Here is a 24,924-nt window from a genome sequence, read left to right on the forward strand (position 1 = left end):
GGCGCGGCCTACATGCCGCTGCGGTTGACCACTTCGATGCCGTTGACCAGCACCCGGAAGCGCTGTTCGCGGAAGGCCGCGAACAGGATGGAGCGGGTCTTCTCCACGATCACTTCCTGGCCGGCGATGCGCCGCAGCCAGGATTGGGTGGTGGTGAAGGAAAAATGCGTGCCCGGGTGCGCCGGGTGCTGTACCCACACCGTTTCATCGGCGCTGACCAGCTTCATCCCGCCCCAGAACCAGTCGCGGGTGAGCTTGACCGGTGTGGTGCCGACCATGAAATCGATGTCCATCTCGGGTGTTCTCCGTACAGGGGCAGGCAGATCGGCTCAGAGCGCGATCTGCTGGAAGTTCTCGGCGCGCTCGTGGCCGTGGGTGGCCTCGCCGCTGCGCGGCATCGGGTAGTCGTCCAGACGGTCGAGCAGGCGGGTCTGCAGGCCCGCGTCGCGGGCGGCATCCAACTCCTCGACCACGTCGGACAGGAACACGATCTGGCCGGCCGGCACGCCGATGGCCTTGACGATGTTGCGGTAGCTGTCGGCCTCACGCTTGCCGCCGATCTCGGTATCGAACCAACCCGACACCAGCCCGGTCAGGTCGCCGGCCTCGCTGAACCCGAAGAACTGCTTCTGCGCCGGTACCGACCCGGACGAGTACACGTACAGCGGCTTGCCTTCGGCGTGCCAACCTTTCAGCACGGCCGCCACCTCGGGGTAGAAGTGGGCCTTGTAGTCGCCGTTGCGGTAGCCGCTTTCCCAGATCATGCCCTGCAGCGCCTTCAGGGCGGTGTGCTTGCGATCCTGGTCGATCCAGCCCTGCAGGGTTTCCACGATCAGGCTGTCCTGGCAGGCGCCGCCGATCTCCACCGCCACCGCATCCAGCCAGCGACGCACCTCCGGTTGCTGGCCGTGCTCGGCCACGAACGCCGGCAGCGCCTGGCGCGCATACGGGAACAGCACGTTCTTGACGAACGAGATGCTGCTGGTGGTGCCTTCGATGTCGGTGAGGATGACGGTGGGGTGGGGCATGGATCAGGACGCCTTGGTCGGAATGTAACGGGGGAATTTCTGCGCGATGTCGGTGCCGGTGAAATGGCCGACCCAGCCGTCCGGCTCGGTGAAGAAACGGATCGCGACGAAGCTGGGCTCATCGCCCATGTCGAACCAATGGGTGGTGCCGTCCGGCACGGCGATCAGGTCGTTCTTGACGCACTCGATCTCATAGACCTTGTCGTCCACGTGCAGGGTGAACAGGCCAGAGCCGGCGACGAAGAAGCGGACTTCATCTTCCTTGTGGAAGTGCTCGTCGAGGAACTTCTTCCGCAGTTCGGCGCGGTTGAGGTTGTCCGGGGCGATCGAGGCCACGTCCACGCTCTTGAAGCCGTGCTGGGCCACCAGGCGGTCGATGTCGCTTCGGTAGGCGGCGAAGACCTCGTCCTGGCTGGCGCCGGGGGCAACGTCATGGGCAGCCTGCCAGCGTTCGAAGGTCACCCCGATCTTCTGCAGTTCATCGGCAATCCGCGCGCCGTCCTGGGTATCCAGCAGCGGGGCGTCGGGAATATCGTGGTCGTAAATGCGCAGTCGGCTCATGGCGGCAGTGGGGAGGGGGGGGGGGGGGGGAAAAGGTGTGGGGTGCTGGGCTCTGCCCGCCAACCCGACACCCTGCCCTGGAATTCAGCATCCCGGCCGCCGCACCGGTCGCGCCGGTCGCTGGCCGGCCCGGGCGACGCGGTTTCGATCAGGGCCCGCGCAGCTTGCGCAGCTCCAGTTCGCAGTGCAGCAGGAACTCGAACGCTTCCAGATGCCGGCGCGCCTCGGCCATGTCGCGGCCCCACGCGTACAGGCCGTGCCCGTCGATCAGGTAGCCCCACAGGCACTGCCGGTCCAGCAGGTCCTCGACCTGGGCGGACAGCACGTCCATGTCCTGGGTGTTGGCGAACACCGGGACGTCGATGGCCATCTCGTGGGTGCTGTTGCCGTGGAAGGCCTTGAGCAGCTCATAGCCTTCCAGGCGGATGTGGCCCTGCGGCGCATACAGGCGCGAGGCGACGGTCTGCACCGGCGAGTGGGTATGCAGCACGCAGCCGATCTCCGGGAACCGGCGGTACAGCTGGGTGTGCAGCAGGGTCTCGGCCGAGGGCCGCAGCGGGCGGCCGACGGCCTTGCCGTCGAAGTCCACCACCATGATGTCGTCTTCCACCAGCCGCCCCTTGTCCTTGCCGGACACGGTGATCGCGGCATGGCGGTCATCCAGGCGGTGGGAGAAGTTGCTGCTGGTGGCCGGGGTCCAGCCGGCCTGGGCCAGCTCGCGGACGTTGTCGATCAGCAGCTGGGCCAGTTCGCCCAGGCGCGCGGTGTCGTAGGGGGTGTTGTTCATGGCGGCATTTTAGCTAGATGAGGCGCTAAAAGCAGGGCGTCCGGAGCAGGGCGTCCGGAGGAGGGCTGGGCGGGGTGGGGTATGCGGGGGGCGCCGCAAGTACATCCCTGTAGGCTTAGTCGCCGCTTGCGCGTGTGCGCTGTCCTGCGCACACGGCAAGACCGGGGTTGGGCTCCTGCCCAACCCGTCGGGCGTATACGCCCGACCCATGCGGCTCATACCCCCGCAAACCCCACCCCACCCAGCCCCCGAGCTGCTGAGGCGAGTGCCGGCATTTGGGGGGATTGGGGGGAAGGGCAGAACCGGCTGCCAGCCGGCTCCAGGGCGTGGCGACCAACGGTCGCCACCCACTTCGATGTTGCTGCCTTGGCCGTTTGCCATTCGCACCGTCGCCGAGAATCTGTCCAAGGTGGGGTGGTATGGAGTCGCGGGGGTATCGGCGCCAGGGATGGCGCTGCTAAGCCTACATGGACGTATTCACGGCGTCCCCCGCGATTCCATACCGCCCCGCCAAACCGACGGCAACGGTCGAGCCAATGCTCCGGCTCCGGCTCTGGCTCTGGCGGGCGCCGGGCCGCAGGCCCGGCATTCCCTCTTCCCCTTACTTCCCGCGCAGGCGGCTGTGGCGGAAGCCGTAGAGGAAGTAGATGGCGAAGCCGACCGCCGTCCAGACGCCCATCAGCATCCAGTTGTGTGCCGTCATCGCGGTCAGCAGGGCGATGCAGCTCAGCACGCCCAGGCTGCAGATCAGCCAGGCCATCGGCATGCGGAACGGACGCGGCAGGTCCGGCTGGGTGCGGCGCAGGATCAGCACGCCTGCGCAGACCGCCGCAAACGCGATCAGCGTGCCCATCGAGGTCAGCTCGCCCAGGATGTCAAGCGGGAACAGGGCCGCCAGCAGGGCGATGCCGATGCCGGTGATCACCGTATTGATGTGCGGGGTGCGGTAGGTCGGGTGGATCTTGGTGAACACCGGCGGCAGCAGGCCGTCGCGGCCCATGATCATGAAGATGCGCGGCTGCCCGATGATCATCACCAGCACCACCGACGACAGGCCGATCAGCGCGCCGATCTCCACGATGATGCGCAGCCAACCCAGTTGCGGGTGCGCGGCCACCGCAGTCACCACCGGCTCGTCGGTGCCCAGCTGCGGGTACGGCACCAGCCCCGTCATGACCGCGGCCATCGCGATGTACAGCACCGTGCAGATCACCAGCGAGAGCAGCATGCCGATCGGCATGTCGCGCTGCGGCCGGTGCGATTCCTGCGCGGCCACCGACACCGCCTCGAAGCCGATGTAGGCGAAGAACACCATCGCCGCGCCACGCAGGACGCCTTCGAAGCCGTACTTGCCGGGGCCCTCGTTGTCGGGGATGAACGGGGTCCAGTTGGCCGGGTCCACGTACTTCCAGCCGGCGATGATCACCAGCACGATCAGGCCGGTCTTGAGCACCACCATCGCCATGTTCATCGCCGAGGACTTGCTGATGCCTACGTAGCACAGCCAGGTCAGCAGCAGCACCAGGATCGCCGCCGGCAGGTTGGCGATCGCCCCGGTCGGCCGCAGCTGGGCGTCCAGCGGCGCGCTGACCAGCGCCGCCGGCAGATGGATGTCGAAATGACTGAGCAGGCTCAGGAAGTAGCCGGTCCAGCTCACCGCCACCGCCGATGCGGAAACGCCGTACTCCAGCACCAGCATCCAGCCGATGAACCAGGCCGAGAGCTCGCCGAAGGTGGCATAGGTATAGGTATAGGCACTGCCGGACACCGGCACCATCGCCGCGAACTCCGCGTAGGCCATCGCGCAGAACGCGCAGCAGATCGCGGCCAGCACGAACGAGAGCATGATCGCCGGGCCGGCGTGGTTGGCCGCGGCCTGGCCGGTGATCACGAAGATGCCGCCGCCGATCACCGCGCCGATGCCCAGCGCGGTCAGGCCCCACGGGCCGAGGGTGCGGCGCAGGCTCAGGCCATTGGCGTCTTCATGGGCGGCGTGCGGATGCTTGGTGGCCCACAGTTGCTTGAACATGGTGTTGGGTGTCTTGGTTGGCGCCGCAGAACGCGCGCGATGGAGCAGAAACAACCGGGCCGGCACTGGGCCGGCCCGGCAGCGATCAGGCGGAGGGCTTGTTCAGCTTGCTGTTGCGGATGCCGTAGCCGAAGTAGATCAGCGTACCCAGCAGCGTCCAGCCCACGAACAGGTGCCAGTGCTCGCGGAATGCCATGCCGAACAGCGTCAGGCAGGCCAGCGCACCCAGCGGGCAGATCAGCCACGCTGCCGGCACGCGGAAGGGACGTTGCAGTTCCGGGCGGGTATAGCGCAGCACCAGCACCCCGACGCACACCGTGGCAAAGGCGAGCAGGGTGCCCATCGAGACCAGCTCCCCGAGCACGTTCAGCGGCATCAGGCCCGCCAGCAGCGCGGCGATCACACCCACGACGATGGTCGCCGCATACGGCGTTTTGAAGCGCGCGTGCACCTTGCCGAAGATCTTCGGCAGCAGGCCGTCGCGCGAGATCGTGTACGCGATGCGGGTCTGGCCCATCATCATCACCAGCACCACCGAAGAGAGGCCGGCAATCGCGCCGACTTCCACGAAGGTCTTCAGCCACATAAGCTGCGGATGGGCTTCCAGTGCAGTCACCACCGGCTTGGCGGTGCCAAGCTGGGTGTAGGGCACCAGACCCGTCAGGACCAGGCAGACAATCACGTAGATGATGGTGCAGATCGCCAGCGAACCCAGCAGGCCGATCGGCATGTTGCGCTGCGGGTCCTTGGTCTCGCCGGCGGCGGTGGAGACCGCGTCGAAACCGATGAAGGCGAAGAACACGATGGACCCGGCGCGCAGTACGCCGCTCCAGCCGAACTCACCGAAAGTCCCCGTGTTTTCCGGAATGAACGGCGTCCAGTTGACCGGATTGATGTACGCCACGCCGACGCCGATGAACAGGCAGATCACGGCGACCTTGATCGCAACGATGATGGCGTTGACGAACGTGGACTGGGTGATGCCCACGTACAGCAGCCCGGTGACCGCCGCGACGATCAGGACGGCGGGCAGGTTGAACAGCTTCCCCGACGACACGAACTGCCCGGCTTCCCAGGCGAGCGGGGCAGATGCAAGCGCATCCGGGAAAGGCAGGTGCAGTGTGGTGGTGACGAAACTGAGCAGGTACGCCGACCAGGCCACCGCAACCGACGCCGAGGCGAACAGGTATTCGAGTACCAGGCACCAGCCGATGAACCAGGCCATGCCTTCGCCGAGGGTGGCGTACGAATAGGAGTAGGCGCTGCCGGACACCGGCATCATCGCCGCGAATTCGGCATAGCACAGGCCGGCGAGCGCACAGGCCAGACCGGCAGCGATGAAGGACAGCGTCACGGCGGGACCGGCGTGGAAGGCAGCGGCCTGGCCGGTCATGACGAAGATGCCGGCGCCGATCACCGCGCCGATGCCGAGCATGATGAGGTGTTTGGCTGTGAGGGTCCGCCTCAGTGTGGGCTCGCCGTCCAGGCTGCCTTCGATGGGCTCGCCGGCATCGACGTGCGGTGCCGGTGCGACCGGTTTGACCCTCAACAGAGACTTCAGCATGCAGTGCTTCCCTAAGTGAACAAAGGTGAGGTGCGCGGTACATTGCCGCGCCCCCTGATGGCGACTGGGCGCCCCTGCGGTGCGGGGCCCGCTGTACCTTAGCCAAAGCTGAAGCCTGCGCACAAGCTCAAATGCAGCATGGGCGCGAGATAATCGGCAGATTCCGTCCCATCCCCGGTCCACCATGTCGCTGAACCCTGAATCCGTTGTGGTTACTGACGCCGCGCTGCGCGGCCAACTGACTGATTACGCACGCCGGCACCCGGAACACGCCGCACTGGCTGCCGAATTCAGCACATTGCTGGATGACCCGGAAAACCCCTTCCTGCGCGAGCGGCTGGCCGGCCATTTCACCGGCAGCGCGTGGCTGGTCAGCGCCGACGGGCAGCGCGTACTTCTCACCCACCACCGCAAGCTGGACCGCTGGCTGCAGCTCGGCGGGCATGCGGACGGCGAGCGCGACCTGGGGCAGGTGGCGCTGAAGGAAGCCGAGGAGGAGTCCGGCCTGAGCGCGCTGGTGCTGGAGGACGGGGTGCTGTTCGACATCGACAAGCACTGGATTCCGGAACGGAAGGACGTGCCGGGGCACTGGCACTACGACGCCCGCTACGTAGTGCGGGCGCTGGGCAGCGAACAGTTCGCGGTCAGCGAAGAATCGCTGGCGTTGGCCTGGCGCGAGATCCGTGACGTGGCCGCCGCGGCGATCGAGACGCCGGACGGCGACGATTCGCTGCCGCGCATGGCCAGGCGCTGGCTGGCGAGGTAGTGCCGGGCGCTGCCCGGCTGCTTGTGGTGTTGTCTTCGCGTCCGATCCAGAGCAGCCGGGTAGAACCCGGCTCTACGGTTCGCGGCGTCGGTACAGGACGCGAAGGTTCGGGGCGTCGGTACAGGACGCGGCGGTGTGGGGCGTCCGTACAGTGCGCCCCGCTGTGGGGCGTCAGTACAGGACGCGGGTGCGCAGGGTGCCGGGAATCGCGGCCAGCTCTTCGCGTACCGCGCCGGCCTGTTCTTCGCTGGCGGTGATGTCGATCACCACGTAGCCCACCTTGCTGTCGGTGCGCAGGAACTGGCCGTCGATGTTGACGTTGTGGCGCGAGAAGATCTCGTTGACCTTGGACAGCACGCCCGGCACGTTCTGGTGGATGTGCAGCAGGCGCAGGCTGTCGGCGTGCTCGGGCAGGGTGGCCTCGGGGAAGTTGACCGCCGACAGGGTGCTGCCGTTGTCGCTGTAGCGCACCAGTTTGGCCGCCACTTCCACGCCGATGTTGTCCTGCGCTTCCAGCGTGCTGCCGCCGACGTGCGGGGTCAGGATCACGTTGTCGTGCGCGGTCAGCGGCGATACGAACGCATCGCCGTTGCCCTTCGGTTCGACCGGGAACACATCCAGCGCCGCGCCGCCGATGTGGCCGCTGCGCAGCGCCGCGTCCAGCGCGTCGATATCGACCACGGTCCCGCGCGCGGCGTTGATCAGGTGCGCGCCGGGGCGCATGCGGGCCAGCTGATCGGCACCGATCAGCCACTGCGTGGCGGGGGTTTCCGGCACGTGCACGGTGACGATGTCCGCACGCGCCAGCAGGTCGTCCAGGTCGATCGCCGCGCGGGCGTTGCCCAGCGACAGCTTGGTTTCGATGTCGTGGAAGATCACCTGCATGCCCATCGCCTCGGCCATCACGCCGACCTGGGTGCCGATGTGGCCGTAGCCGATGATGCCCAGCGTCTTGCCCCGGACTTCGTGGCTGCCGGCGGCCGACTTGGACCAGCCGCCCCGGTGGCACTCGGCGTTCTTCTGCGGAATGCCGCGGGTCAGCATGATCGCCTCGGCGATCACCAGTTCGGCCACGCTGCGGGTGTTGGAGTAGGGCGCGTTGAACACCGGGATGCCGGCCAGCTCGGCCGCCTCCAGGTCCACCTGGTTGGTGCCGATGCAGAAGCAGCCCACCGCCATCAGGCGCTTGGCATGGGCCAGCACCTCGGCGCTGAGCTGGGTGCGCGAGCGGATGCCGACGATGTGGGCCTCGGCGATGCGGGCCTTCAGCTCGTCCTCGGGCAGCGCCTTGGCGTGCAGTTCGATCTGCGAATACCCGGCGGCGCTGAACACGTCGATCGCCGTCTGGCTCACCCCCTCCAGCAACAGCACGCGGATATCCTGCTTCGGGAACGAGGTCTTCTTCGGCGACATGGGCGAGCGGCAGCATGTAGGACGGGAGCCGCCAACTATGCCAGAACCCGGGCGCGATTGTGCAGTGCGCCAAACGCTGCAGCGATGGTTTCAGATGCACCTATCGGGACGGCCGAAACGCAGGCGGTGTGGAGCGGTCTGCTACCCTTTTGGGCTTCCCTCGTTCCGTGCCGACGCCATGACCGACCCGCGCCTCTCTTCCCTGCTGCAGGACTGCCCCGGGCTGCGGCTCAAGACCGACGCGGCCGACCTGGAGCACTACGGGCGGGACTGGACGCGTCGCTGGGTACCGGCGCCGCTGGCGATCGCCCTGCCGGGCAGCGTCGAGGAGGTGCAGGCGATCCTGCGCTGGGCCTCGGCGCAGCAGGTGGCGGTGGTGCCGTCGGGCGGCCGCACCGGCCTCTCCGGCGGCGCGGTCGCGGCCAATGGCGAGCTGGTGCTGAGCCTGGAGCGCATGAACAAGCCGCTGGCCTTCGATGCGGTGGACCGCACGCTGACCGTGCAGGCCGGCATGGCGCTCGAGGCGGTGCACAACGCGGCGCTGGAACACGGCCTGATCTACCCGGTGGATTTCGCCGCGCGCGGCTCGTGCTCGATCGGCGGCAACATCGCCACCAATGCCGGCGGCATCCGGGTGATCCGCTACGGCAATACCCGCGAGTGGATCGCCGGCCTCAAGGTGGTCACCGCCGACGGCCAGCTGCTCGAGCTCAACAAGGGCCTGATCAAGAATTCCAGCGGCTATGACTTCCGCCAGCTGCTGATCGCATCGGAAGGCACGCTGGGCGTGATCGTCGAGGCGACGCTCAGGCTCACCGATCCGCCGCCGGCCAGCAACGTGATGCTGCTGGCGCTGCCGAGCTTCGAGGTGCTGATGCAGGTGTTCGCCGCGTTCCGCGACCGCATGCAGCTGCAGGCCTTCGAGTTCTTCACCGACCGCGCGCTGGAGCACGTGCTGGCGCATGGCGCGCAGGCGCCGTTTGCCGAGGTGCATCCGTTCTACGTGGTCACCGAATTCGCCGCCGGCGACGAGGCCCAGGAAGCGGCGGCGATGGCGGCGTTCGAGGCGTGCATGGAGCAGGGCTGGGTGAGCGACGGCGTGGTCAGCCAGAGCGAGGCACAGGCGGCACAGCTGTGGCGCCTGCGCGAAGGCATCACCGAGTCGGTGGCGCGTTACAAGCCCTACAAGAACGATGTGTCGGTGCGGATCTCGGCGATGCCGGCCTTCATGGCCGAAACCCAGGCGCTGATCGGCCAGGCCTACCCGCATTTCGATGTGGTCTGGTTCGGCCACATCGGCGACGGCAACCTGCATATCAACGTGCTCAAGCCCGACGCGACCGCCGATGCGGAGTTCCTGACCCAGTGCGAGCACGTGACCAAGCTGCTGGCCCAGGTGCTGGCGCGTTTCGATGGGAGCATTTCCGCCGAGCACGGTATCGGGCTGGTCAAGAAGGGCTATCTGGACAGCACCCGCAGCGCGCCGGAGATCGCACTGATGAAGGCGGTCAAACGCGCATTTGATCCCCAAGGGCTGCTGAATCCGGGCAAGCTCTTCGACCTCTGACGCGCGACAGATCTTCACGCAGCCTATACGCTCTGCGTTTTCCAACGCGAACGACACCCTGATGATGCGTCCGATCCTGCTTCTTGCCGTCCTTGCCCTGCCGCTGTCCGCACTGGCGTCCAGTTTCGCCGGCAGCTCCGCCGGTTCCGCCTCCGGCGCGTCGTCGGCCGGCTCGTCCAGCTCGAGCGACGACAAGGTCGTGCTGGATGCCCGTGACGATGCGGCGGCCTTCGTCGCCAGCGACGGTGCCATCCGTGGCGCGCGTCTGGAAGCGGCACTGCTGCACGTGCGCGAGCGCGATGCAACGCAGCGTCAGGTCAGCGACCTGGCGCTGGCCAAGGCCCTGCTGGCCCGCTGATGTCCAGCGCACGTGGTCCGGCCCGCCGCTGGCGATGGGCGGTCCTGACCACGTTGCTGCTCGCGCCGCTGGCCGTACAGGCCGCGCTGCAGCTGGAGCTGCAACCGCAGGGCCTGGATGCCCGGCAGGCGAGGGCCGCCGGTCGCGTCCTCGACGAGGTGCAGGCGCGGATGCCGCTGGACTGGCAGGCCCGCTTCGATGCGCCGGTGCCGGTGCGCTGGACGGACACACTGCCGGATCGCGTCCACGGCCGTGCGCGCGCCGGCGCGATCACCCTGCGGCGCGCGCTGCTCGACGCGGTCGAGGACGACCAGCCGCTGCCCCGCGCCGTACAGGCGGCGCTGATCCACGAACTCACCCATGTGCTGGACCGCTCCGATGCCGGTGGCTGGTCGCGCAGCGCCCGCTGGCGCGATCTGGCGGGCTGGCAGCAGCGGCCGTGGCGCTGGGGCCGCACCGGCAACCAGTTCAGTGCGCGCAGCCCCGACGCCTATGAGCGCACCAGCCCGGCCGAATTCCTCGCGGTGAACGCCGAACACTATCTGCTCGACCCGGACTATGCCTGCCGACGCCCTGCGCTGCAGGCCTGGTTCGCCGAGCACCTCGGAGCGCGCGCCGACGCGCCCGCGTGCGACGCGCGCCTGCCGCTGGTGCAGGCCGACGACGCCACGGGTGCGGCATCGCTGCTGGAACTGGACCCCGCCCGTGTCTACGCGGTGGACTACCTGCTGGCCGAAGGCAACGACCAGCTGATGAGCCGCTGGGGCCACAGCATGCTGCGGCTGGTGATCTGTGCGCCGGGCCGCGCGCCGGGCCCGGCCTGTCGCATGGACCTGTCGTATCACCGTGTGCTGTCGTTCCGCGCGTTCGTCGGCGACGTGCAGATCTCCAGCTGGCGCGGATTGACCGGCTCCTATCCCTCGCGCCTGTTCGTGCTGCCACTGAACCAGGTGGTCAACGAGTACACCCAGCTGGAACTGCGTGGCCTGTCGTCGGTGCCATTGCGCCTGCAGGGCGACGAAATCGCCACGCTGCTCGAACGGGTCGCACAGGTGCACTGGAGCTACGACGGCCGCTATCTGTTCGTCAGCAACAACTGCGCGGTGGAGACCGGCAAGCTGCTGCAGGAGGGGGTGCCGCGGCTGGCGTCGCCGGGGCTCAACCGGATCACGCCGCACGGCCTGCTGACCCGGCTGGAACGGCAGGGGCTGGCCGACCGCTCGGTACTGGACGACCGTGCCGCCGCTACCCGGGGCGGCTACTACTTTGCCTCCGCGCAGACGCACTACCAGCTGTTGTTCGACGTGGTGCGGCAGGAGCTGCCGCTGGGCACCGATGCGGTCACCGTGTGGTTGCAGCGTCCGGCGGGCGAGCGCGCGCGGTGGGTGGACGCAGGGGGGCTGCGTACTACCTCGGCGCTGCTGCTGCTGGAGCAGGCCGCGCGCTATCGCGAGGAACTGCGTGCCCGCGACCGGCTGAAGCAAACGCTGGGCGACCCCGGCGCGGGTATCGATGCCGCGCGCGAAACGCTCCTTGCGCTGCTCCGTGATACGGGCCAGCTGGTCAGTCCGGCGGCCCTGCTGGACCAGGGCGGCTACGGGCTGCCGATGGCCGCCGAACGCGCCGAGGCGTCTGCTGCCGCCGCACGCATCAGCGCCCGCGGCGTCCCGGCGTGGACCGCGCTGCAGCAGCAGATGCGGGCCCGCCTGCCGCCGGCGCAGCAGCGCGAGCTGGACACCATCGACGACAGCCTGACCCGCCTGGGCGACCGCATGCGCCGGTTGGCGCAGGAAGACAGCGCTACTGGCGCGGCAACGCGATGACGAACCGGGCACCGCCGAGCACGCTGGCGGTGCACCAGACCTGGCCGCCATGCGCATCGGCGATGGCCTTGACCACGGCCAGCCCCAGGCCGCTGCCGCCCCGTTGACGCGAGCGCGAGCCGTCGCCGCGCATGAACGGATCGAAGATGTGCGCGCTCAGTGCCGGGTCGATGCCCGGGCCCTCGTCATCGACGGCGATCTCCACGTGAGTGGCGGTGTCGTGCACGGCAATGCGCACGCGCCCCGGTGTGGCGTAGCGGCGGGCGTTCTCCAGCAGCGCCATCAGGGCCTGGCGCACGCGCGTGGGATCGCAGTGCGCCGGGTGCTCCCCGCGCGAGGTTTCCAGTTCCAGCACGAAGCCGCCGTTGCGGAAGCCGGGATCGACCAGGGTCATCACCGAATGCACCTCCTGCACCACGTCGCTGCGCGCGCGGCGCACATCCAGGCGCGCGCTGTCGGCCAGGCTCAGCACGCGCAGGTCTTCGATCAGCCGTGACAGCCCTTCGACCTGGGCCAGCAGGCTGCGGAACTGCGCTTCGTCGGGCGCGAACACGCCTTCGGCGAGCCCCTGCAGCCGACCGCGCAGAATGGTCACTGGGGTGCGCAGTTCATGCGCGATCGCCGCATGCCACATGACCCGGTCGGCATCCATGTTCTGCAGCCGCCGTGCCATCGCATTGAAGTCGTCCACCAGCAGCGCCACCTCGCCGAGCGAGTGGTGGCTGGCGGCAGCGCGTGCGCCGAGGTCGCCATTGGCGAGACGACGGATGCTGTCCACCACCGAATTGAGCGGGCCCAGGATGCGTTGCGACAACCGCACCGAGGCGGCAATCGCCAGCCCGAGTCCGATCAGGGTCACCCCGGCCATCCAGACCAGTTCGGGGCCGGTAGGCGCCCAGCTGGCCGGCTCCTCGGTGGCGCCCGGGTAGAAGGTCACCAGGATGGCGTACAGCACATAGGAGCTGAGGATCACCATCACGATCACCGACAGCGCCATCAGCGACATCGACACCACGATGTGCCGGCTCAGCCCGGAGCCGCGCATCAGCGATCCGCCGCGAGACGGTAGCCGACGCCGCGCACGCTGGCCGGCACGTTCTCCAGGCCGACCTCGTCGAGCTTGCGCCGCAGCTTGCTGACGTGGCTGTCCACCGTGCGCTCCAGGGCCTCGCTTTCCGGCAGGCATTCGTGCATCAGTTCGCTGCGGCTGAAGATGCGCAGCGGCGCCAGCGCCATGCAGTGCAGCAGCTTGAACTCGGTGAGCGTCAGCAGCAGTTCGTGGCTGTAGCCGTCGCCTTCCACATGGACCTGGTGGTTCTCCGCATCGATGACCAGGTTGGCCACGCGCAGCACGCCGGAGGCGCCGGCCGGGCGCTGGTTGAGGGTACGCCGCAGCACCGCCCGCACCCGCGCGGCCACTTCGGCCGGATTGAACGGTTTGACCACGTAGTCGTCGGCACCCATGCGCAGCGCGGTCAGCTTGTCCAGGTCCTGGTCCAGCGCGGTGAGCATGATCACCGGGGTATCGCCGCGCTGGCGCAGCGTATTGAGCACGGTCCAGCCATCCATGCCGGGCATCTGCACATCAAGCAGGATCAGGTCCGGGCGTGCGCTCCGGTGCAGGGTCAGTGCGGCCAGCCCGTCCTGTGCGCGCAGCGTGCGCAGACCTTCGCGCTCCAGGTAGGCGGCCACGATGTCGGCGATTTCCGGTTCGTCTTCAACGATCAGGACCAGCGCGTGGAGGGAGCGGTCCCAGCGCGCGGCGGTGGCACTGGGCGAATCGGTGGCGTGCATGCAGGCAGGGCCGGAAGGTGCTTAGCGCTCCATCGTATCTCCACATTTCCTCCATCGAAACCCCACGCGCCCCGCGCAGACTTCGCCATTCATGATTCCAGCCGGTGATCCGGCCCGTGTGCCGCAGATGAAGACCAACAGGATTTACGCCGCCGCCTGCGCGGCGATCATGGCCGTGACCGCGGCCTGCTCCAGGGAAGAAGCGCCTGCCGTCACGGCGCCCGCGGTCAGCGTGGCGACCCTGTCGCCGTCGATCGTACAGCTCGACGATGAGCTGCCCGGCCGGGTGGCGGCGGTACGCACCGCGCAGATCCGCGCACAGGTAGGCGGCATCGTGCTCAAGCGGCTGTTCGAGCAGGGGGCGGAGGTCAAGGCCGGTACGCCGCTGTTCCAGATCGACCCTGCCGCGTTCCATGCCGAGGTCGACAGCGCGGCCGCGCTGCTCCAGCGCAGCGAGGCGACCCTGGCGCGTACCCGCGTGCAGTCCGAGCGGCTGCAGTCGCTGGCGGCGGCGCAGGTGGTCAGCCACCAGGCCCGCGACGACGCGCGCGCCGAGCACCAGCAGGCGCTGGCCGATGTGGCCCAGGCACGCGCCACGCTCGCACGGCGCCGCCTGGATCTGCGCTATGCGACGGTCGATGCGCCCATCGACGGGCGCATCGACCAGGCGCTGGTCACCGAGGGTGCGCTGGTGACCGCCAGCGATGCCACGCCGATGGCGGTGGTGCAGCAGCTGGACCAGGTGTACGTCGATGTGCGGCAGCCGGCGTCGATGCTGGAGAGCATCCAGCGCAGTGTGGTATCCGGCCAGCTCGACAAGGCCAAGGGCCTGCCGGTGACGCTGCTGGGCAGTGGTGGGCACGCCTACCCGGAGCAGGGCAGGATCCTGTTCTCGGGGATCAACGTGGACGCCGAAACGGGCGACATCGTGCTGCGCATCGTGGTCGACAATCCCGAGCGGCGCCTGCTGCCCGGCATGTTCGTGCGCGCCCGGGTGCCGCGCGGCGTGCAGCCGGCGGCGCTGCTGCTGCCGCAGCAGGCGGTTCTGCGCAGTACCGGCGGGCAGGCGTACGCATGGGTGATCGGCAAGGACGGCAAGGCGGTGATCCGCACCGTCGAGATCGATGGGCAGGTCGAACGCCAGTACGTGGTCAAGCACGGCCTGCATGCCGGCGAACGCGTGGTGGTAGAAGGCCAGGAGCGCCTGCAGGAAGGCGTGGTGGTCGATGCCAGGCCCTGGAAACACCCACAGACGACGGGCGCGCTGGGCGCGCCCTGATTTCCCCCGGCTGACCCCGTCGGGGCAGGCGCGCCAGCGCCGGCCCGACGCGCAAAGGACGTTGCATGCCCCAGTTCTTCATCGATCGCCCGGTATTTGCCTGGGTGCTGGCCATTTTCGTGGTGCTCGCCGGCGTGCTGGCCATTCCCCGGCTGGCCATCGAACGCTATCCGGCCGTTGCGCCGCCCAGCGTGAGCATCTACGCCAGCTACCCCGGCGCCACCCCGCAGACCATGAACGATGCCGTGGTCGGACTGATCGAGCGCGAGCTGTCCGGGGTCAAGCATCTGCTGTACTTCTCCTCCTCCACCGACACCTCCGGCGAGGCCACCATCTCGGCGACCTTCCGCCCGGGCACCGACCCGGAACTGGCGCAGGTGGATGTGCAGAACCGGATCAAGGCGATCGAGCCACGGTTGCCACAGGTGGTGCGCCAGAACGGACTGACGGTGGAAGCGGCCGATTCGGGCTTCCTGATGCTGGTCGGCCTGAAGTCGGTGGACGGGCGCCTGGACGAGGTCGATCTGAGCGACTACATGGCGCGCAACATCGTCGACGAGCTGCGCCGCATCGATGGCGTGGGCCGCGTGCAGCTGTTCGGTGCCGAGCGCGCGATGCGGATCTGGGTGGACCCCGCGCAGCTCATCGCGTACAGCCTCACGCTGGACGACCTGACCCAGGCGATCGCCGCGCAGAACGTGCAGATCGCGCCGGGCCGCGTTGGCGACTCGCCCGCGCTGCCGGGCCAGCGGGTGACGATTCCGCTGACCGCCGAGGGCCAGTTGACCACGCCGGACGCGTTCGCCGCGATCGTGCTGCGCGCCCGTGCCGACGGCGGCAAGGTGGTGCTGGGCGACGTGGCGCGGGTCGAGCTGGGCGCGCAGAGTTATGCGTGGTCCACCCGTGAGGACGGTGTCGCGGCCACGGCCGCGGCGATCCAGTTGTCGCCCGGCGCCAACGCGGTGCGCACCGCGCGGGCGGTACGGGCGCGCATCGCCGAGCTGGCGCCGACCCTGCCGGCGGGCATGCAGGCGACGGTGCCGTTCGACACTGCCCCGTTCGTGGAGATATCCATCCGCCAGGTGCTGATCACGCTGATCGAAGCGATGGTGCTGGTGTTCGCGGTGATGTACCTGTTCCTGCAGAACATCCGCTACACGCTGATTCCGGCGATCGTGGCGCCGATCGCGCTGCTCGGCACCTTCGCGGTAATGCTGGCCGCGGGCGTGTCGATCAACGTGCTGACCATGTTCGGCATGGTGCTGGCGATCGGCATCATCGTCGACGACGCGATCGTGGTGGTGGAGGGCGTGGAGCGGATCATGGCCGAGGAAGGCCTGCCGCCGCGCGAGGCCACGGCCAAGGCGATGAAGGAGCTGACCGGGGCGGTGATCGGCATCACGCTGGTGCTGACGGCGGTGTTCATTCCGATGGCCTTCGCGGATGGATCGGTCGGCGCGATCTACCGGCAGTTCACGCTGGCGATGTCGGTGTCGATCCTGTTCTCGGCGATCCTGGCGTTGAGCCTGACCCCGGCCCTGTGCGCGACCCTGCTCAGTCCCAGCACCCGCGGGCATCATGGACGCGGCGGTTTCTTTGGTTGGTTCAACCGCGGTGTCGAGCGGATGACGGCCGGCTACCAGCGCCGCGTGGTGCGCATCCTGCAGCGTGGCGGGCGCGGCATGGCCGTGTTCGTCGCGCTGGTGGTCGCCCTGGGCCTGGGGTTGCACATGGTGCCGGGGGCGTTTCTGCCGGAGGAAGACCAGGGCTATTTCATGACGTCGATCCAGCTGCCGGCCGATGCCACCGCCGAGCGCACGCTGGAGGTGGTGAAGCGCTATGAAGCGCACGTCGCCTCGCGTCCGGGGATCGCCTCCAACCAGTCGATCATGGGCTACAGCTTCGCCGGGTCCGGCCCGAATGCCGCGTTGGCCTACACCATGCTCAAGGACTGGAATGCCCGTGACGGTGCCAGCGCGGGCGACGAAGTGCAGCGTGCGCAGGCAGCAATGGCCGCAGCGCCGGAAGGGCAGGTCATGAGCGTGATGCCGCCGGCCATCGACAGCCTCGGTACCTCGTCGGGCTTCGAGCTGCGGCTGCAGGCGCGTGCCGGTCAGGATCATGCGCAGCTGCAGGCGGCGCTGCAGCATCTGCTGGCGCTGGCGGCGAAGAGTCCGCTGCTGCGCGATGTGTATGCCGAGGGCCTGCCGGCCGGCAATACCGTGCGGCTGGAGATTGATCGCCACAAGGCCGAGGCGATGGGAGTGGGCTTCACCCGCATCAGCGACACGCTGTCGGCGGCGCTGGGCTCGCAGTACGTCAACGACTTCCCCAATGCCGGGCGCATGCAGCAGGTGATCGTGCAGGCCGACGCGCCGCACCGGATGCAGGTGGAGGATGTGCTGAAACTGCACGTGCGCAACGCCTCGGGCGGCATGGTGGCGTTGTCTGAAGTGGTCACGCCGGTGTGGTCACAGACGCCGCTGCAGTTGGAGCGCTATCAGGGCTTTCCGGCACTGAGTGTGTCCGGCAACGCCGCGCCGGGCGCCTCCAGTGGCCAGGCGATGGCCGAGATGGAGCGCCTGGCCCGGCAGCTGCCGGCGGGCTTCGCGCTGGCGTGGACGGGTCAATCGCTGCAGGAGCGGGCATCGGGCGCGCAGGCGCCGTGGTTGCTGCTGCTGTCGATGCTGGTGGTGTTTCTGGTGCTGGCCGCGTTGTACGAAAGCTGGTCGATCCCGGCGGCAGTGATGCTGGTGGTGCCGCTGGGGCTGCTGGGCGCGGTTGCGGCGGTGCTGCTGCGCGGCCTGCCCAACGACGTGTTCTTCAAGGTGGGCATGATCACGGTGATCGGCTTGTCGGCCAAGAACGCGATTCTGATCGTGGAGTTTGCCCGCCAGCTGCAGCAGCAGGGGCGCGGCGTGGTCGAGGCGGCCGTGGAAGCGGCGCGGCTGCGGCTGCGGCCGATCCTGATGACCTCGCTGGCGTTTGCGCTGGGCGTGGTGCCGCTGATGCTGGCCTCCGGCGCGTCGGCCGAGACCCAGCATGCGATCGGCACCGGCGTGTTCGGCGGCATGCTGACCGGCACCGTGCTGGCCGTGTTCTTCGTGCCGCTGTTCTATGTGCTGGTGCAGGGCATGCGCCGCTGGCGCTGGCCGTGGCGACGACACCGTGGAGGATGAGATGACCGTGGATGGGATCGAGCAGCGCACCGCACTGGCCGAGGCCGGGCTGCACGACGTGCTGCTGGCGCGGGATGTGGACGCGGCGCAGCAGTGGCTCTCACCGGCCCTGTTCTTTACCGACGCATCGGGCCGCTGGCAGGGCGCACCTCCCTGCCTGCAGGCCTGGATTGCGCGTCGCCTGCATGTGGTGGCGATCGAGCAGGGGCCGATCGAGTACCTGGCCTGCGGGCAGCTGCTGCTGGCCGCCAGCGATATGTGCCTGGCCTACGTGTCCGATGGCGGCGAGCAGGTGCGCCGCCTGCGGCTGCTGCGGGTCTGGGCCCGCTGTTCGTCGCCGGCCGGTGTGCACCTGCTGTCGGTGGGAATGCTGCCGCTGCGCGGCGGGTGAGGGCGTGGCGGGGGCCGGCGAGTCACCGCCGCTTCACCTCCCCCGGCCGGGTGCGCGCTAGGATCGGATGTTGAGTGGAACAACTGCAAGGAGTGGAACATGCGTGCATCCCAGGGACTGTTGAGTGTGGCCATCGTGCTCGGGCTGGCGGCCTGCCAGCCGGCGCAGCAGCCACCGGCGGATGCGGTCGATCCGGCCGCGGGCAACACCGATGCGCCGCCGGCTACGGCCGCGACCACCGATGCGCGTACCTATGCCTTCCGCTGTGGTGATCTTGCCGTGCGCGCCACCTACCGGGGCGACGATGCGGCGACCGTGGTTGCCGGCGAGCGTACCTTCGCGATGTCGTCCCAGCCTGCCGCGTCCGGCGCGAAATACGGCGACGGCGAAGGCAACGTGTTCTGGACCAAGGGCGCCACCGAGGGCATCCTGACGCTGAAGGGCGAGGCGGATCGCAGCTGCACCGGCGCGGGCGAAGAGGGCGCCACGGTGCCGCCGCCGGCCGCAGCGGCCGGTACGGCGTTCCGTGCCACCGGCAACGAGCCGGGCTGGCTGGCCGTGGTGGCCGATGGCGCCACGCCTCACCTGCGCGTGGAAACCGACTACGGGCAGCGCACCTTCGAGATCGCCACGCCCACGCAGGGCAAGGATGGCTGGTCGGGCAAGGCGGCCGATGGGACCGACATCAAACTCACCTTCCAGCGCACGGTGTGCCAGGACGACATGAGCGGCCAGGCCTTCGGTGCCACGGCGATGCTGACCGTGGGCGCACGCCAGTACCACGGCTGCGGCGACTTCGCCGGCGCGCCCGCGCTGGCAGCGCGGCCCTGACCGGCACCGGCCTCAGCGGGCGGTGCCGGGCGGGCAGTCCTCCGGCGCCTCCCCGGTGAACAGGTCGTAGCGCGTGCCCACGTCGAGCAGCAGGTGGCGGACGGTGCAGTCGTCGCCGTGGGTGTCCAACAGGCCGGCGAACAGGCGTTCGCGTCCGTCGCAGAAGGTTTCGCCGGCGGCGGCCAGTTCTTCGGCCCGGGCGTCGTCGTACGCCTCTTCGCCAGCAAAGTGCTGGCAGGTGTTCTCGCGTTCGAGGAAGGCGCGCGCGTCGGCCGGCAACGCGCAGTACACCCGGATGTCGTTGAGGTCGTAGACCGCTTCGGGGATGTCGCATCCGGCATCGGCGCGGGCGCGATCCAGTTGTTCGCGGCTGTCGGGCATGCCGGACGCATCGCCACCGACGGTGGCGCCGGCGCTGCCCGTTGCCGGGTCGGCATCAGGCACGGTATCGGGCGGCGGCGGCACCTGGGCCGCTGTCGTCACCTCATCTGCGTGGGGCGTCTCCACCACCGCGTCGGCCCCTTCGTCGGCGCTGTCCGCTGCCCGCGGCGCGCACGCCGCAAGCAGGGACAGGCAGGCTGCCAGAACGAGGCGCTTAGTCGGCACGGCCGGCAAACTCACCGGTGGTGGTGTTGACCAGCACGCGTTCGCCATTGGCGATGTACTCCGGCACCATGATTTCGATGCCGGTGTTGAGCTTGGCCGGCTTCGGGCGCTTGGTGGCGGTGCCACCCTTGAGCTCCGGCGGGGTCTCGATCACTTCCAGCACCACGCTGGTGGGCAGCTGCACCGCCACCGGCGTTTCATCGATCACCTGCACGTAGATGCCGGTCAGGCCATCGGTGATGTAACCGGCGTCATCGCCGACCACATCGGCATCCAGGGTGTAGGGGGTGTAGTCCTCGTCGTCGAGGAATACGAATGCATCGCCGTCCTTGTACGAATAGGTGGACTGGCGGCGCAGCAGCTCGACTTCCGGCAGGTTGTCGTCGGCATCGAAGCTGGCGTCGAGCTTGTTGCCGCCCGGCACGCTGTACATGATGAAGCGGAAGCGCACATTGCCGCCGCGGCCCTGCGGCGAGCTGCGTTCGATGTCGCGGATCTGGTAGACGCCGTTGTTGTATTCGACGACGTTGCCTTTCTTGATGTCGTTGGCTTTCATGGGAGTGACGGTCGGTTCGTGGAGGTGTCGGGCGCCCGCAAGGACGCCCAGTGGGTGGCGCGGATGTTACTTGGGTGCCAGGCGCACCGCACCATCGAGGCGGATGGTTTCGCCGTTGAGGTAGGTGTTGCCCAGGATGTGGCCCACCAGGCCGGCGAAATCCTCCGGCTTGCCCAGGCGCGGCGGGAACGGGATCGAGGCGGCCAGGGATTCCTGCACGGCCGGCGGCATGCCATCGACCATCGGGGTCCAGAAGATGCCCGGCGCGATGGTCATCACGCGGATGCCGAAGCGCGACAGCTCGCGCGCCATCGGCAGGGTCATGCCGACCACGCCGCCCTTGGACGCCGCATAGGCGGCCTGACCGATCTGGCCTTCGTAGGCAGCCACGCTGGCGGTGTTGATGATCACGCCGCGCTCGCCGTCGTCGCCGACGGGGTTGTGCTGCATGCGGTTGGCGGCGGCCTTGGCGACGTTGAAGCTGCCCACCAGGTTGACCATCACGGTGCCCTGGAAGTTGGCCAGCGGCATCGGCGCTTCCTTGCCCAGCACGCGGCCGGCGCCGAGGATGCCGGCGCAGTTGATGGCCGCATTCAGCCCGCCGAGGAACGCGTGCGCGGCGTCGATATTGGCCACCACAGCGGCTTCGTCGCTGACGTTGGTGGTGAAGTAGCGCGCATGTGCGTCGCCGAGTTCGGCGACGGCGGCCGCGCCCTTGTCGTCGTTGAGGTCGAACAGGGCCACCTTGCCGCCGTGGGCGACCAGGTGACGGGCCACGGACAGGCCCAGGCCGGAAACGCCGCCGGTGATGACGGCGCGGACGGAAGACAGCTGCATTGCGCGTACCTGTGGAGTCTGGAAGCGCCGATTCTAGCGGATGCGGCCGGTTTCGCCTTTGTGCACCGCCACCGCCGGTGCGGGGCGCGCGGCCAGGCGGCGGGCGAACTCGTCCGGCGGCAGGCCGGGGGCGAACAGGAAGCCCTGGCCGACCGATACCCCCAGCGCCTGCAGGAAGTGGCGCTGCTGTTCGGACTCGATGCCCTCGGCCACCAGCCCCAGCCCGAGGCTGCGGGCGATGCCGCAGACCGCTTCGCATACCGCCACGTCCGAGCGGTTGCCGGGCACGCCCTCGACGAACAGCTGGCTCAGTTTGAGGCCGTGGATCGGCAGCCGGCGCAGGTAGTTCAGCGCGCTGTAGCCTTCGCCGAAGTCGTCGATGGTCAGCAGCACGCCCATCTCGCGCAGCCGGGCGAAGGTCTGCAGGGTGTCCGGGGCATCCTCGATCAGCACCCGCTCGGTGAACTCCAGCTCCAGCGCGCTGCCGGGCAGGCCGAACTCGTCAAGCACCTGGCGCACGTTGCGGGCCAGATCCTCGCCGACGAACTGGCGGTAGGACACGTTGACCGCCACCCGCACGATGCCCAGCCCCTCGTTTTGCCATTGGCGGACCTGGCGGCACGCCTCGCGCAGCACCCACAGGCCGATCCGGACGATGTCGCCGGTGCTTTCGGCGTGGCCGATGAAGATGTCCGGGCGCAGCTCGCCCAGCTGCGTGTTGCGCCAGCGGATCAGCGCCTCGGCGGCCACCAGCTGGCCGCTGCGCAGGTCTACCTGCGGCTGGTAGACCAGGTGGAACTCGTCGTCGTCCAGTGCCCGATGCAGGCGGCTTTCGATCTGCAGGCGGTCGTGCTGGCGCTGCGCCAGCTCCGGCGAAAACACCTGCCAGCCGTTGCGGGTGCGGCGCTTGCAGTCGTACATGGCGATGTCCGCGTTCTGGATCAGCTGCTGCGGGCGCAGCCCGTCCTGCGGTGCGCGGGCGATGCCGATGCTGGCGGTGACCGCGAACTCGTCGCTGCCGAAGCGGAACGGCGTGCTGAAGGCCTGGGTGATCGCGTCGGCCAGGCGCTCGGGCTGGTCGTGCTGGTCGCGGGTGTCGCAGATCACCAGGAACTCATCGCCACCGAAGCGTGCCACCAGCCCTTCGGTGCCGATCGCCGTGGCGATGCGGCGGGTGGCGTCGATCAGCAGTTCGTCACCGGCGTTGTGGCCAAGCAGGTCGTTGACGGTCTTGAAGCGGTCCAGGTCGATGTACAGCACCGCCACCCGGCAATGGGTCGGGTTGGACATGCGGGCGGCGAGGTCGTTGAGCACGGCATCGCGGTTCATGATGCCGGTCAGTGGATCGGTACGCGCCTGGATGCGCAGGGTTTCCTCGGCCTGCTTGCGCGCGGTGATGTCCTGCACGGTGCCGGCGATGCGCGCGGCATTGACGTCGCCGGCCTCGGCCTCGCCGATCATGCGCACCCAGAAGGTATGCCCGTCGCTGCGCTGGCCCTGCAGTTCCAGCTCGAATGGCGCCTGCTTGTCGATCACATCGAGCAGGGCCTGCTGCAGCAGCGAACGGTCGTTCAGGCGCAGGCAGTCGAGCAGCTGGGCCATGTCCTGCAGCGGCGGCTCCTGGCCGAGGATGCGGGTGGCTTCATCGGTGAGGTACAGCCGCTGCAGGCCGCGATCCCACTCCCAGCCGCCGATGTGGGCCAGCGACTGCGCGCGGTCGAACAGGGTGTTGTTGCGCTTGAGTTCGGTGATGTCGCTGAACAGCCCGAATACATGGTCGGGACTGTCGCGGCCGGTGCCGTAGACCGGTACGTTGGTGGTCGAGATCCAGATCATCCGGCCGCGGGGCCGGTGGTACAGCCCGACGATGGTGCTGCGGATGATCCGCCCGGTGCGCAGCGAGACCGCCGCCGGCCACTGCTCGCGGGTGAGCGGGTGCCCATGCTCGTCCACGCTGATCCAGTCCTCCGGGCACAGCATCGCCTGCAGACTGTTGCCGTTGCCGGGAATGCCCAGGATGCGGTGTGCGGCAGGGTTGGCCGACACCACCCGCAGCTGGCGATCGAACAGGACCACGCCCTTGTCGATGGACTCCATCAGCAGGCGGTAGCGCGACTCGGCCTGCCAGCGGCTGCTGAGGTCGCGCGCGACGGCCACGATGCAGTGTTCGCCCTGGTGCTCGAAGCCGGCCGAGTGCACCTCCACCGGAAAGCGGCTGCCGTCGCCGCGCATGTTGGTGACTTCGATGACGTAGGTTTCGCCCCGGTGCAGCGCCTCCCAGACCGGGTCGAGGTGGTCGCTGGGCAGGTCCGGGTTCAGCAGCTCGATCGGCTGGCCGATGATGTCCTCGCGGCTGCGCCCGTAGGCGCGCACGCCGGCGTGGTTGAGGTCCAGCACCACGCCCGTCTCGCTGAGGATGCTGACCGGGTCGGGCACGGCGTCGAACAGCGCGGCATAGCGGCGCAGGGCGAGCTGGCGCTCGTCCATCGCCTCCTGCAGGGCGGCCTGCGCGGTTTCCAGCAGCTCGCGCAGTGCGGCAGGTGGGGCCTGGGCCAGCGCGCGCTCCAGTGCAGCCAGCGCATCGACGTGGGCGGTGAGGTGATCACCGACCGCAGCGTCCTTGCGCGGGCTGCGTCGGGTCATGTGGCCGCCAGTGCCTTCCCGGTCTTGCTGCCGGTGTCGCGGCCCAGCCGCGCCGCCAGCCAGCGGCCAGTGGCCGCCAGCGCCGGCAGGTCGATGCCGGTGCGCATGCCGATGCCGTGCAGCAGGTACACCACATCCTCGCTGGCGACGTTGCCGCTGGCGCCCTTGGCGTACGGGCAGCCGCCCGCACCGGAGACCGCCGCATCAACCACGCGCACGCCTTCGTCCAGGCAGGCGTCGATGTTGGCCAGCGCCTGGCCGTAGGTGTCGTGGAAGTGCACGGCGAGCGCCGACATCGGCAGCTCGGCAGCGACCGCATGCAGCATCGCGCGGGCCTTGCGCGGCGTGCCCACGCCGATGGTGTCGCCCAGCGAAATTTCGTAACAGCCCATCGCATGCAGGGCGGTGGCCACGCGCACCACCTCGCTCACCGGCACCTCGCCCTGGTAGGGGCAGCCGAGCACGGTGGAGACGTAGCCGCGCACCTTGACCCCGTCGGCGCGGGCGCGTTCGAGGATCGGTGCGAAGCGCGCCAGCGATTCGTCGATGCCGGCGTTGGTGTTGGTGCGGTTGAACGTTTCCGAGGCCGCAGTGAACACCGCCACTTCGTCCACGCCCACCGCACGGGCGCGGTCGTAGCCCTGTTCGTTGGGCACCAGTACCGGGTAGGCGATGCCGGGCAGGCGTTCGATGCCCTGATAGACCTCGGCGGCGTCGGCCAGCTGCGGGACCCAGCGCGGGCTGACGAAGCTGGTCGCCTCGATGGTGCGCAGGCCGGTGAGGGACAGCTGGCGGATCAGCTCGATCTTGTCGGCGGTCGCCACCGGCTGGGCTTCGTTCTGCAGCCCGTCGCGCGGGCCGACCTCGACGATGCGGACGAAATCATCCATGCGCGCGCTCCCGGGACGGGAT

At 68.8% G+C, this 24,924-nt stretch carries 22 protein-coding genes; 8 read left to right on the forward strand and 14 right to left on the reverse strand.

Going from position 1 to position 24,924, the window contains the following annotated elements; all coding sequences use genetic code 11:
• Positions 1-8: 8 nt before the first annotated feature.
• The 6 genes from ACO6VK_RS08935 to ACO6VK_RS08960 all read right to left on the reverse strand — a co-directional run bounded on the left by ACO6VK_RS08935 (position 9) and on the right by ACO6VK_RS08960 (position 5,969).
• Positions 9-293, reverse strand: coding sequence for a hypothetical protein (locus ACO6VK_RS08935; RefSeq protein WP_017355462.1), 285 nt, complete (start codon positions 291-293; stop codon positions 9-11).
• Between the two features lie 36 nt (positions 294-329).
• Entirely contained in the window at positions 330-1,028 is a 699-nt protein-coding gene (mtnC, locus tag ACO6VK_RS08940) for an acireductone synthase (protein WP_422506527.1), read from the reverse strand.
• A gap of 3 nt (positions 1,029-1,031) precedes the next feature.
• Positions 1,032-1,589, reverse strand: coding sequence for a 1,2-dihydroxy-3-keto-5-methylthiopentene dioxygenase (locus tag ACO6VK_RS08945; RefSeq protein WP_422506528.1), 558 nt, complete (start codon positions 1,587-1,589; stop codon positions 1,032-1,034).
• 148 nt (positions 1,590-1,737) lie between these two features.
• Positions 1,738-2,376, reverse strand: a complete 639-nt coding sequence (locus ACO6VK_RS08950) for a methylthioribulose 1-phosphate dehydratase (protein ID WP_422506529.1) — start codon at positions 2,374-2,376, stop codon at positions 1,738-1,740.
• Positions 2,377-2,977: 601 nt separating this feature from the next.
• A complete protein-coding gene (locus ACO6VK_RS08955) occupies positions 2,978-4,405 on the reverse strand; it encodes an amino acid permease (protein ID WP_422506530.1) in 1,428 nt (475 codons plus the stop codon).
• Positions 4,406-4,490: 85 nt separating this feature from the next.
• A complete protein-coding gene (locus tag ACO6VK_RS08960) occupies positions 4,491-5,969 on the reverse strand; it encodes an amino acid permease (protein WP_422506531.1) in 1,479 nt (492 codons plus the stop codon).
• Between the two features lie 184 nt (positions 5,970-6,153).
• Here ACO6VK_RS08960 and ACO6VK_RS08965 point away from each other — a divergent pair, with 184 nt between their 5' ends.
• Complete coding sequence (locus ACO6VK_RS08965; RefSeq protein ID WP_422506532.1) at positions 6,154-6,735, forward strand: NUDIX hydrolase; 582 nt, start codon at positions 6,154-6,156, stop codon at positions 6,733-6,735.
• A 171-nt stretch (positions 6,736-6,906) separates the two neighbouring features.
• On the opposite strand, the gene serA is transcribed toward ACO6VK_RS08965, so the two are convergent.
• Positions 6,907-8,148, reverse strand: coding sequence for a phosphoglycerate dehydrogenase (serA, locus tag ACO6VK_RS08970; RefSeq protein ID WP_411850853.1), 1,242 nt, complete (start codon positions 8,146-8,148; stop codon positions 6,907-6,909).
• Between the two features lie 178 nt (positions 8,149-8,326).
• On the opposite strand from serA, the gene ACO6VK_RS08975 reads away from it, so the two are divergent.
• The 3 genes from ACO6VK_RS08975 to ACO6VK_RS08985 all read left to right on the forward strand — a co-directional run bounded on the left by ACO6VK_RS08975 (position 8,327) and on the right by ACO6VK_RS08985 (position 11,896).
• The gene (locus tag ACO6VK_RS08975) at positions 8,327-9,715 is read left to right on the forward strand and encodes an FAD-binding oxidoreductase (protein WP_422506533.1); all 1,389 of its coding nucleotides are present in this window, start codon (positions 8,327-8,329) and stop codon (positions 9,713-9,715) included.
• A 61-nt stretch (positions 9,716-9,776) separates the two neighbouring features.
• On the forward strand, positions 9,777-10,073 hold the full coding sequence (locus ACO6VK_RS08980; RefSeq protein ID WP_411850855.1) for a DUF2388 domain-containing protein: 297 nt from the start codon (positions 9,777-9,779) through the stop codon (positions 10,071-10,073).
• Positions 10,073-11,896 (forward strand): DUF4105 domain-containing protein, encoded by a 1,824-nt coding sequence (locus ACO6VK_RS08985; protein ID WP_422506534.1) that lies wholly within the window; start codon positions 10,073-10,075, stop codon positions 11,894-11,896. The genes ACO6VK_RS08980 and ACO6VK_RS08985 overlap by 1 nt, the downstream gene beginning before the upstream one ends.
• Here the strand turns inward: ACO6VK_RS08985 and ACO6VK_RS08990 are convergent.
• On the reverse strand, positions 11,874-12,941 hold the full coding sequence (locus ACO6VK_RS08990; RefSeq protein ID WP_422506535.1) for an ATP-binding protein: 1,068 nt from the start codon (positions 12,939-12,941) through the stop codon (positions 11,874-11,876). The genes ACO6VK_RS08985 and ACO6VK_RS08990 overlap by 23 nt on opposite strands.
• Positions 12,941-13,690: a response regulator gene (locus tag ACO6VK_RS08995; protein WP_422506536.1), complete on the reverse strand. Its 750-nt coding sequence runs from the start codon at positions 13,688-13,690 to the stop codon at positions 12,941-12,943. The genes ACO6VK_RS08990 and ACO6VK_RS08995 overlap by 1 nt, the downstream gene beginning before the upstream one ends.
• A 127-nt stretch (positions 13,691-13,817) precedes the next feature.
• On the opposite strand from ACO6VK_RS08995, the gene ACO6VK_RS09000 reads away from it, so the two are divergent.
• The 4 genes from ACO6VK_RS09000 to ACO6VK_RS09015 all read left to right on the forward strand — a co-directional run bounded on the left by ACO6VK_RS09000 (position 13,818) and on the right by ACO6VK_RS09015 (position 19,370).
• Positions 13,818-14,969, forward strand: a complete 1,152-nt coding sequence (locus tag ACO6VK_RS09000) for an efflux RND transporter periplasmic adaptor subunit (protein ID WP_422506537.1) — start codon at positions 13,818-13,820, stop codon at positions 14,967-14,969.
• 65 nt (positions 14,970-15,034) lie between these two features.
• Positions 15,035-18,148, forward strand: a complete 3,114-nt coding sequence (locus ACO6VK_RS09005; RefSeq protein ID WP_422506538.1) for a multidrug efflux RND transporter permease subunit — start codon at positions 15,035-15,037, stop codon at positions 18,146-18,148.
• 1 nt (position 18,149) lies between these two features.
• Complete coding sequence (locus ACO6VK_RS09010) at positions 18,150-18,539, forward strand: nuclear transport factor 2 family protein (protein ID WP_422506539.1); 390 nt, start codon at positions 18,150-18,152, stop codon at positions 18,537-18,539.
• A 99-nt stretch (positions 18,540-18,638) separates the two neighbouring features.
• Positions 18,639-19,370: an MliC family protein gene (locus ACO6VK_RS09015; RefSeq protein ID WP_422506540.1), complete on the forward strand. Its 732-nt coding sequence runs from the start codon at positions 18,639-18,641 to the stop codon at positions 19,368-19,370.
• Positions 19,371-19,382: 12 nt separating this feature from the next.
• Here the strand turns inward: ACO6VK_RS09015 and ACO6VK_RS09020 are convergent, their stop codons facing one another.
• The 5 genes from ACO6VK_RS09020 to ACO6VK_RS09040 all read right to left on the reverse strand — a co-directional run bounded on the left by ACO6VK_RS09020 (position 19,383) and on the right by ACO6VK_RS09040 (position 24,902).
• Entirely contained in the window at positions 19,383-19,976 is a 594-nt protein-coding gene (locus ACO6VK_RS09020; protein ID WP_422506541.1) for a hypothetical protein, read from the reverse strand.
• Positions 19,966-20,532, reverse strand: coding sequence for an elongation factor P-like protein YeiP (gene yeiP, locus ACO6VK_RS09025; protein ID WP_411850864.1), 567 nt, complete (start codon positions 20,530-20,532; stop codon positions 19,966-19,968). The genes ACO6VK_RS09020 and yeiP overlap by 11 nt, the downstream gene beginning before the upstream one ends.
• A 66-nt stretch (positions 20,533-20,598) precedes the next feature.
• A complete protein-coding gene (locus ACO6VK_RS09030) occupies positions 20,599-21,369 on the reverse strand; it encodes an SDR family NAD(P)-dependent oxidoreductase (protein ID WP_422506542.1) in 771 nt (256 codons plus the stop codon).
• Positions 21,370-21,402: 33 nt separating this feature from the next.
• Entirely contained in the window at positions 21,403-24,012 is a 2,610-nt protein-coding gene (locus tag ACO6VK_RS09035; RefSeq protein ID WP_422506543.1) for a sensor domain-containing protein, read from the reverse strand.
• Positions 24,009-24,902, reverse strand: coding sequence for a hydroxymethylglutaryl-CoA lyase (locus ACO6VK_RS09040; protein ID WP_422506544.1), 894 nt, complete (start codon positions 24,900-24,902; stop codon positions 24,009-24,011). The genes ACO6VK_RS09035 and ACO6VK_RS09040 overlap by 4 nt, the downstream gene beginning before the upstream one ends.
• Positions 24,903-24,924: the final 22 nt, after the last annotated feature.

The sequence above is a fragment of the Stenotrophomonas sp. GZD-301 genome (genome assembly GCF_049310345.1).
Lineage (GTDB): Bacteria > Pseudomonadota > Gammaproteobacteria > Xanthomonadales > Xanthomonadaceae > Stenotrophomonas.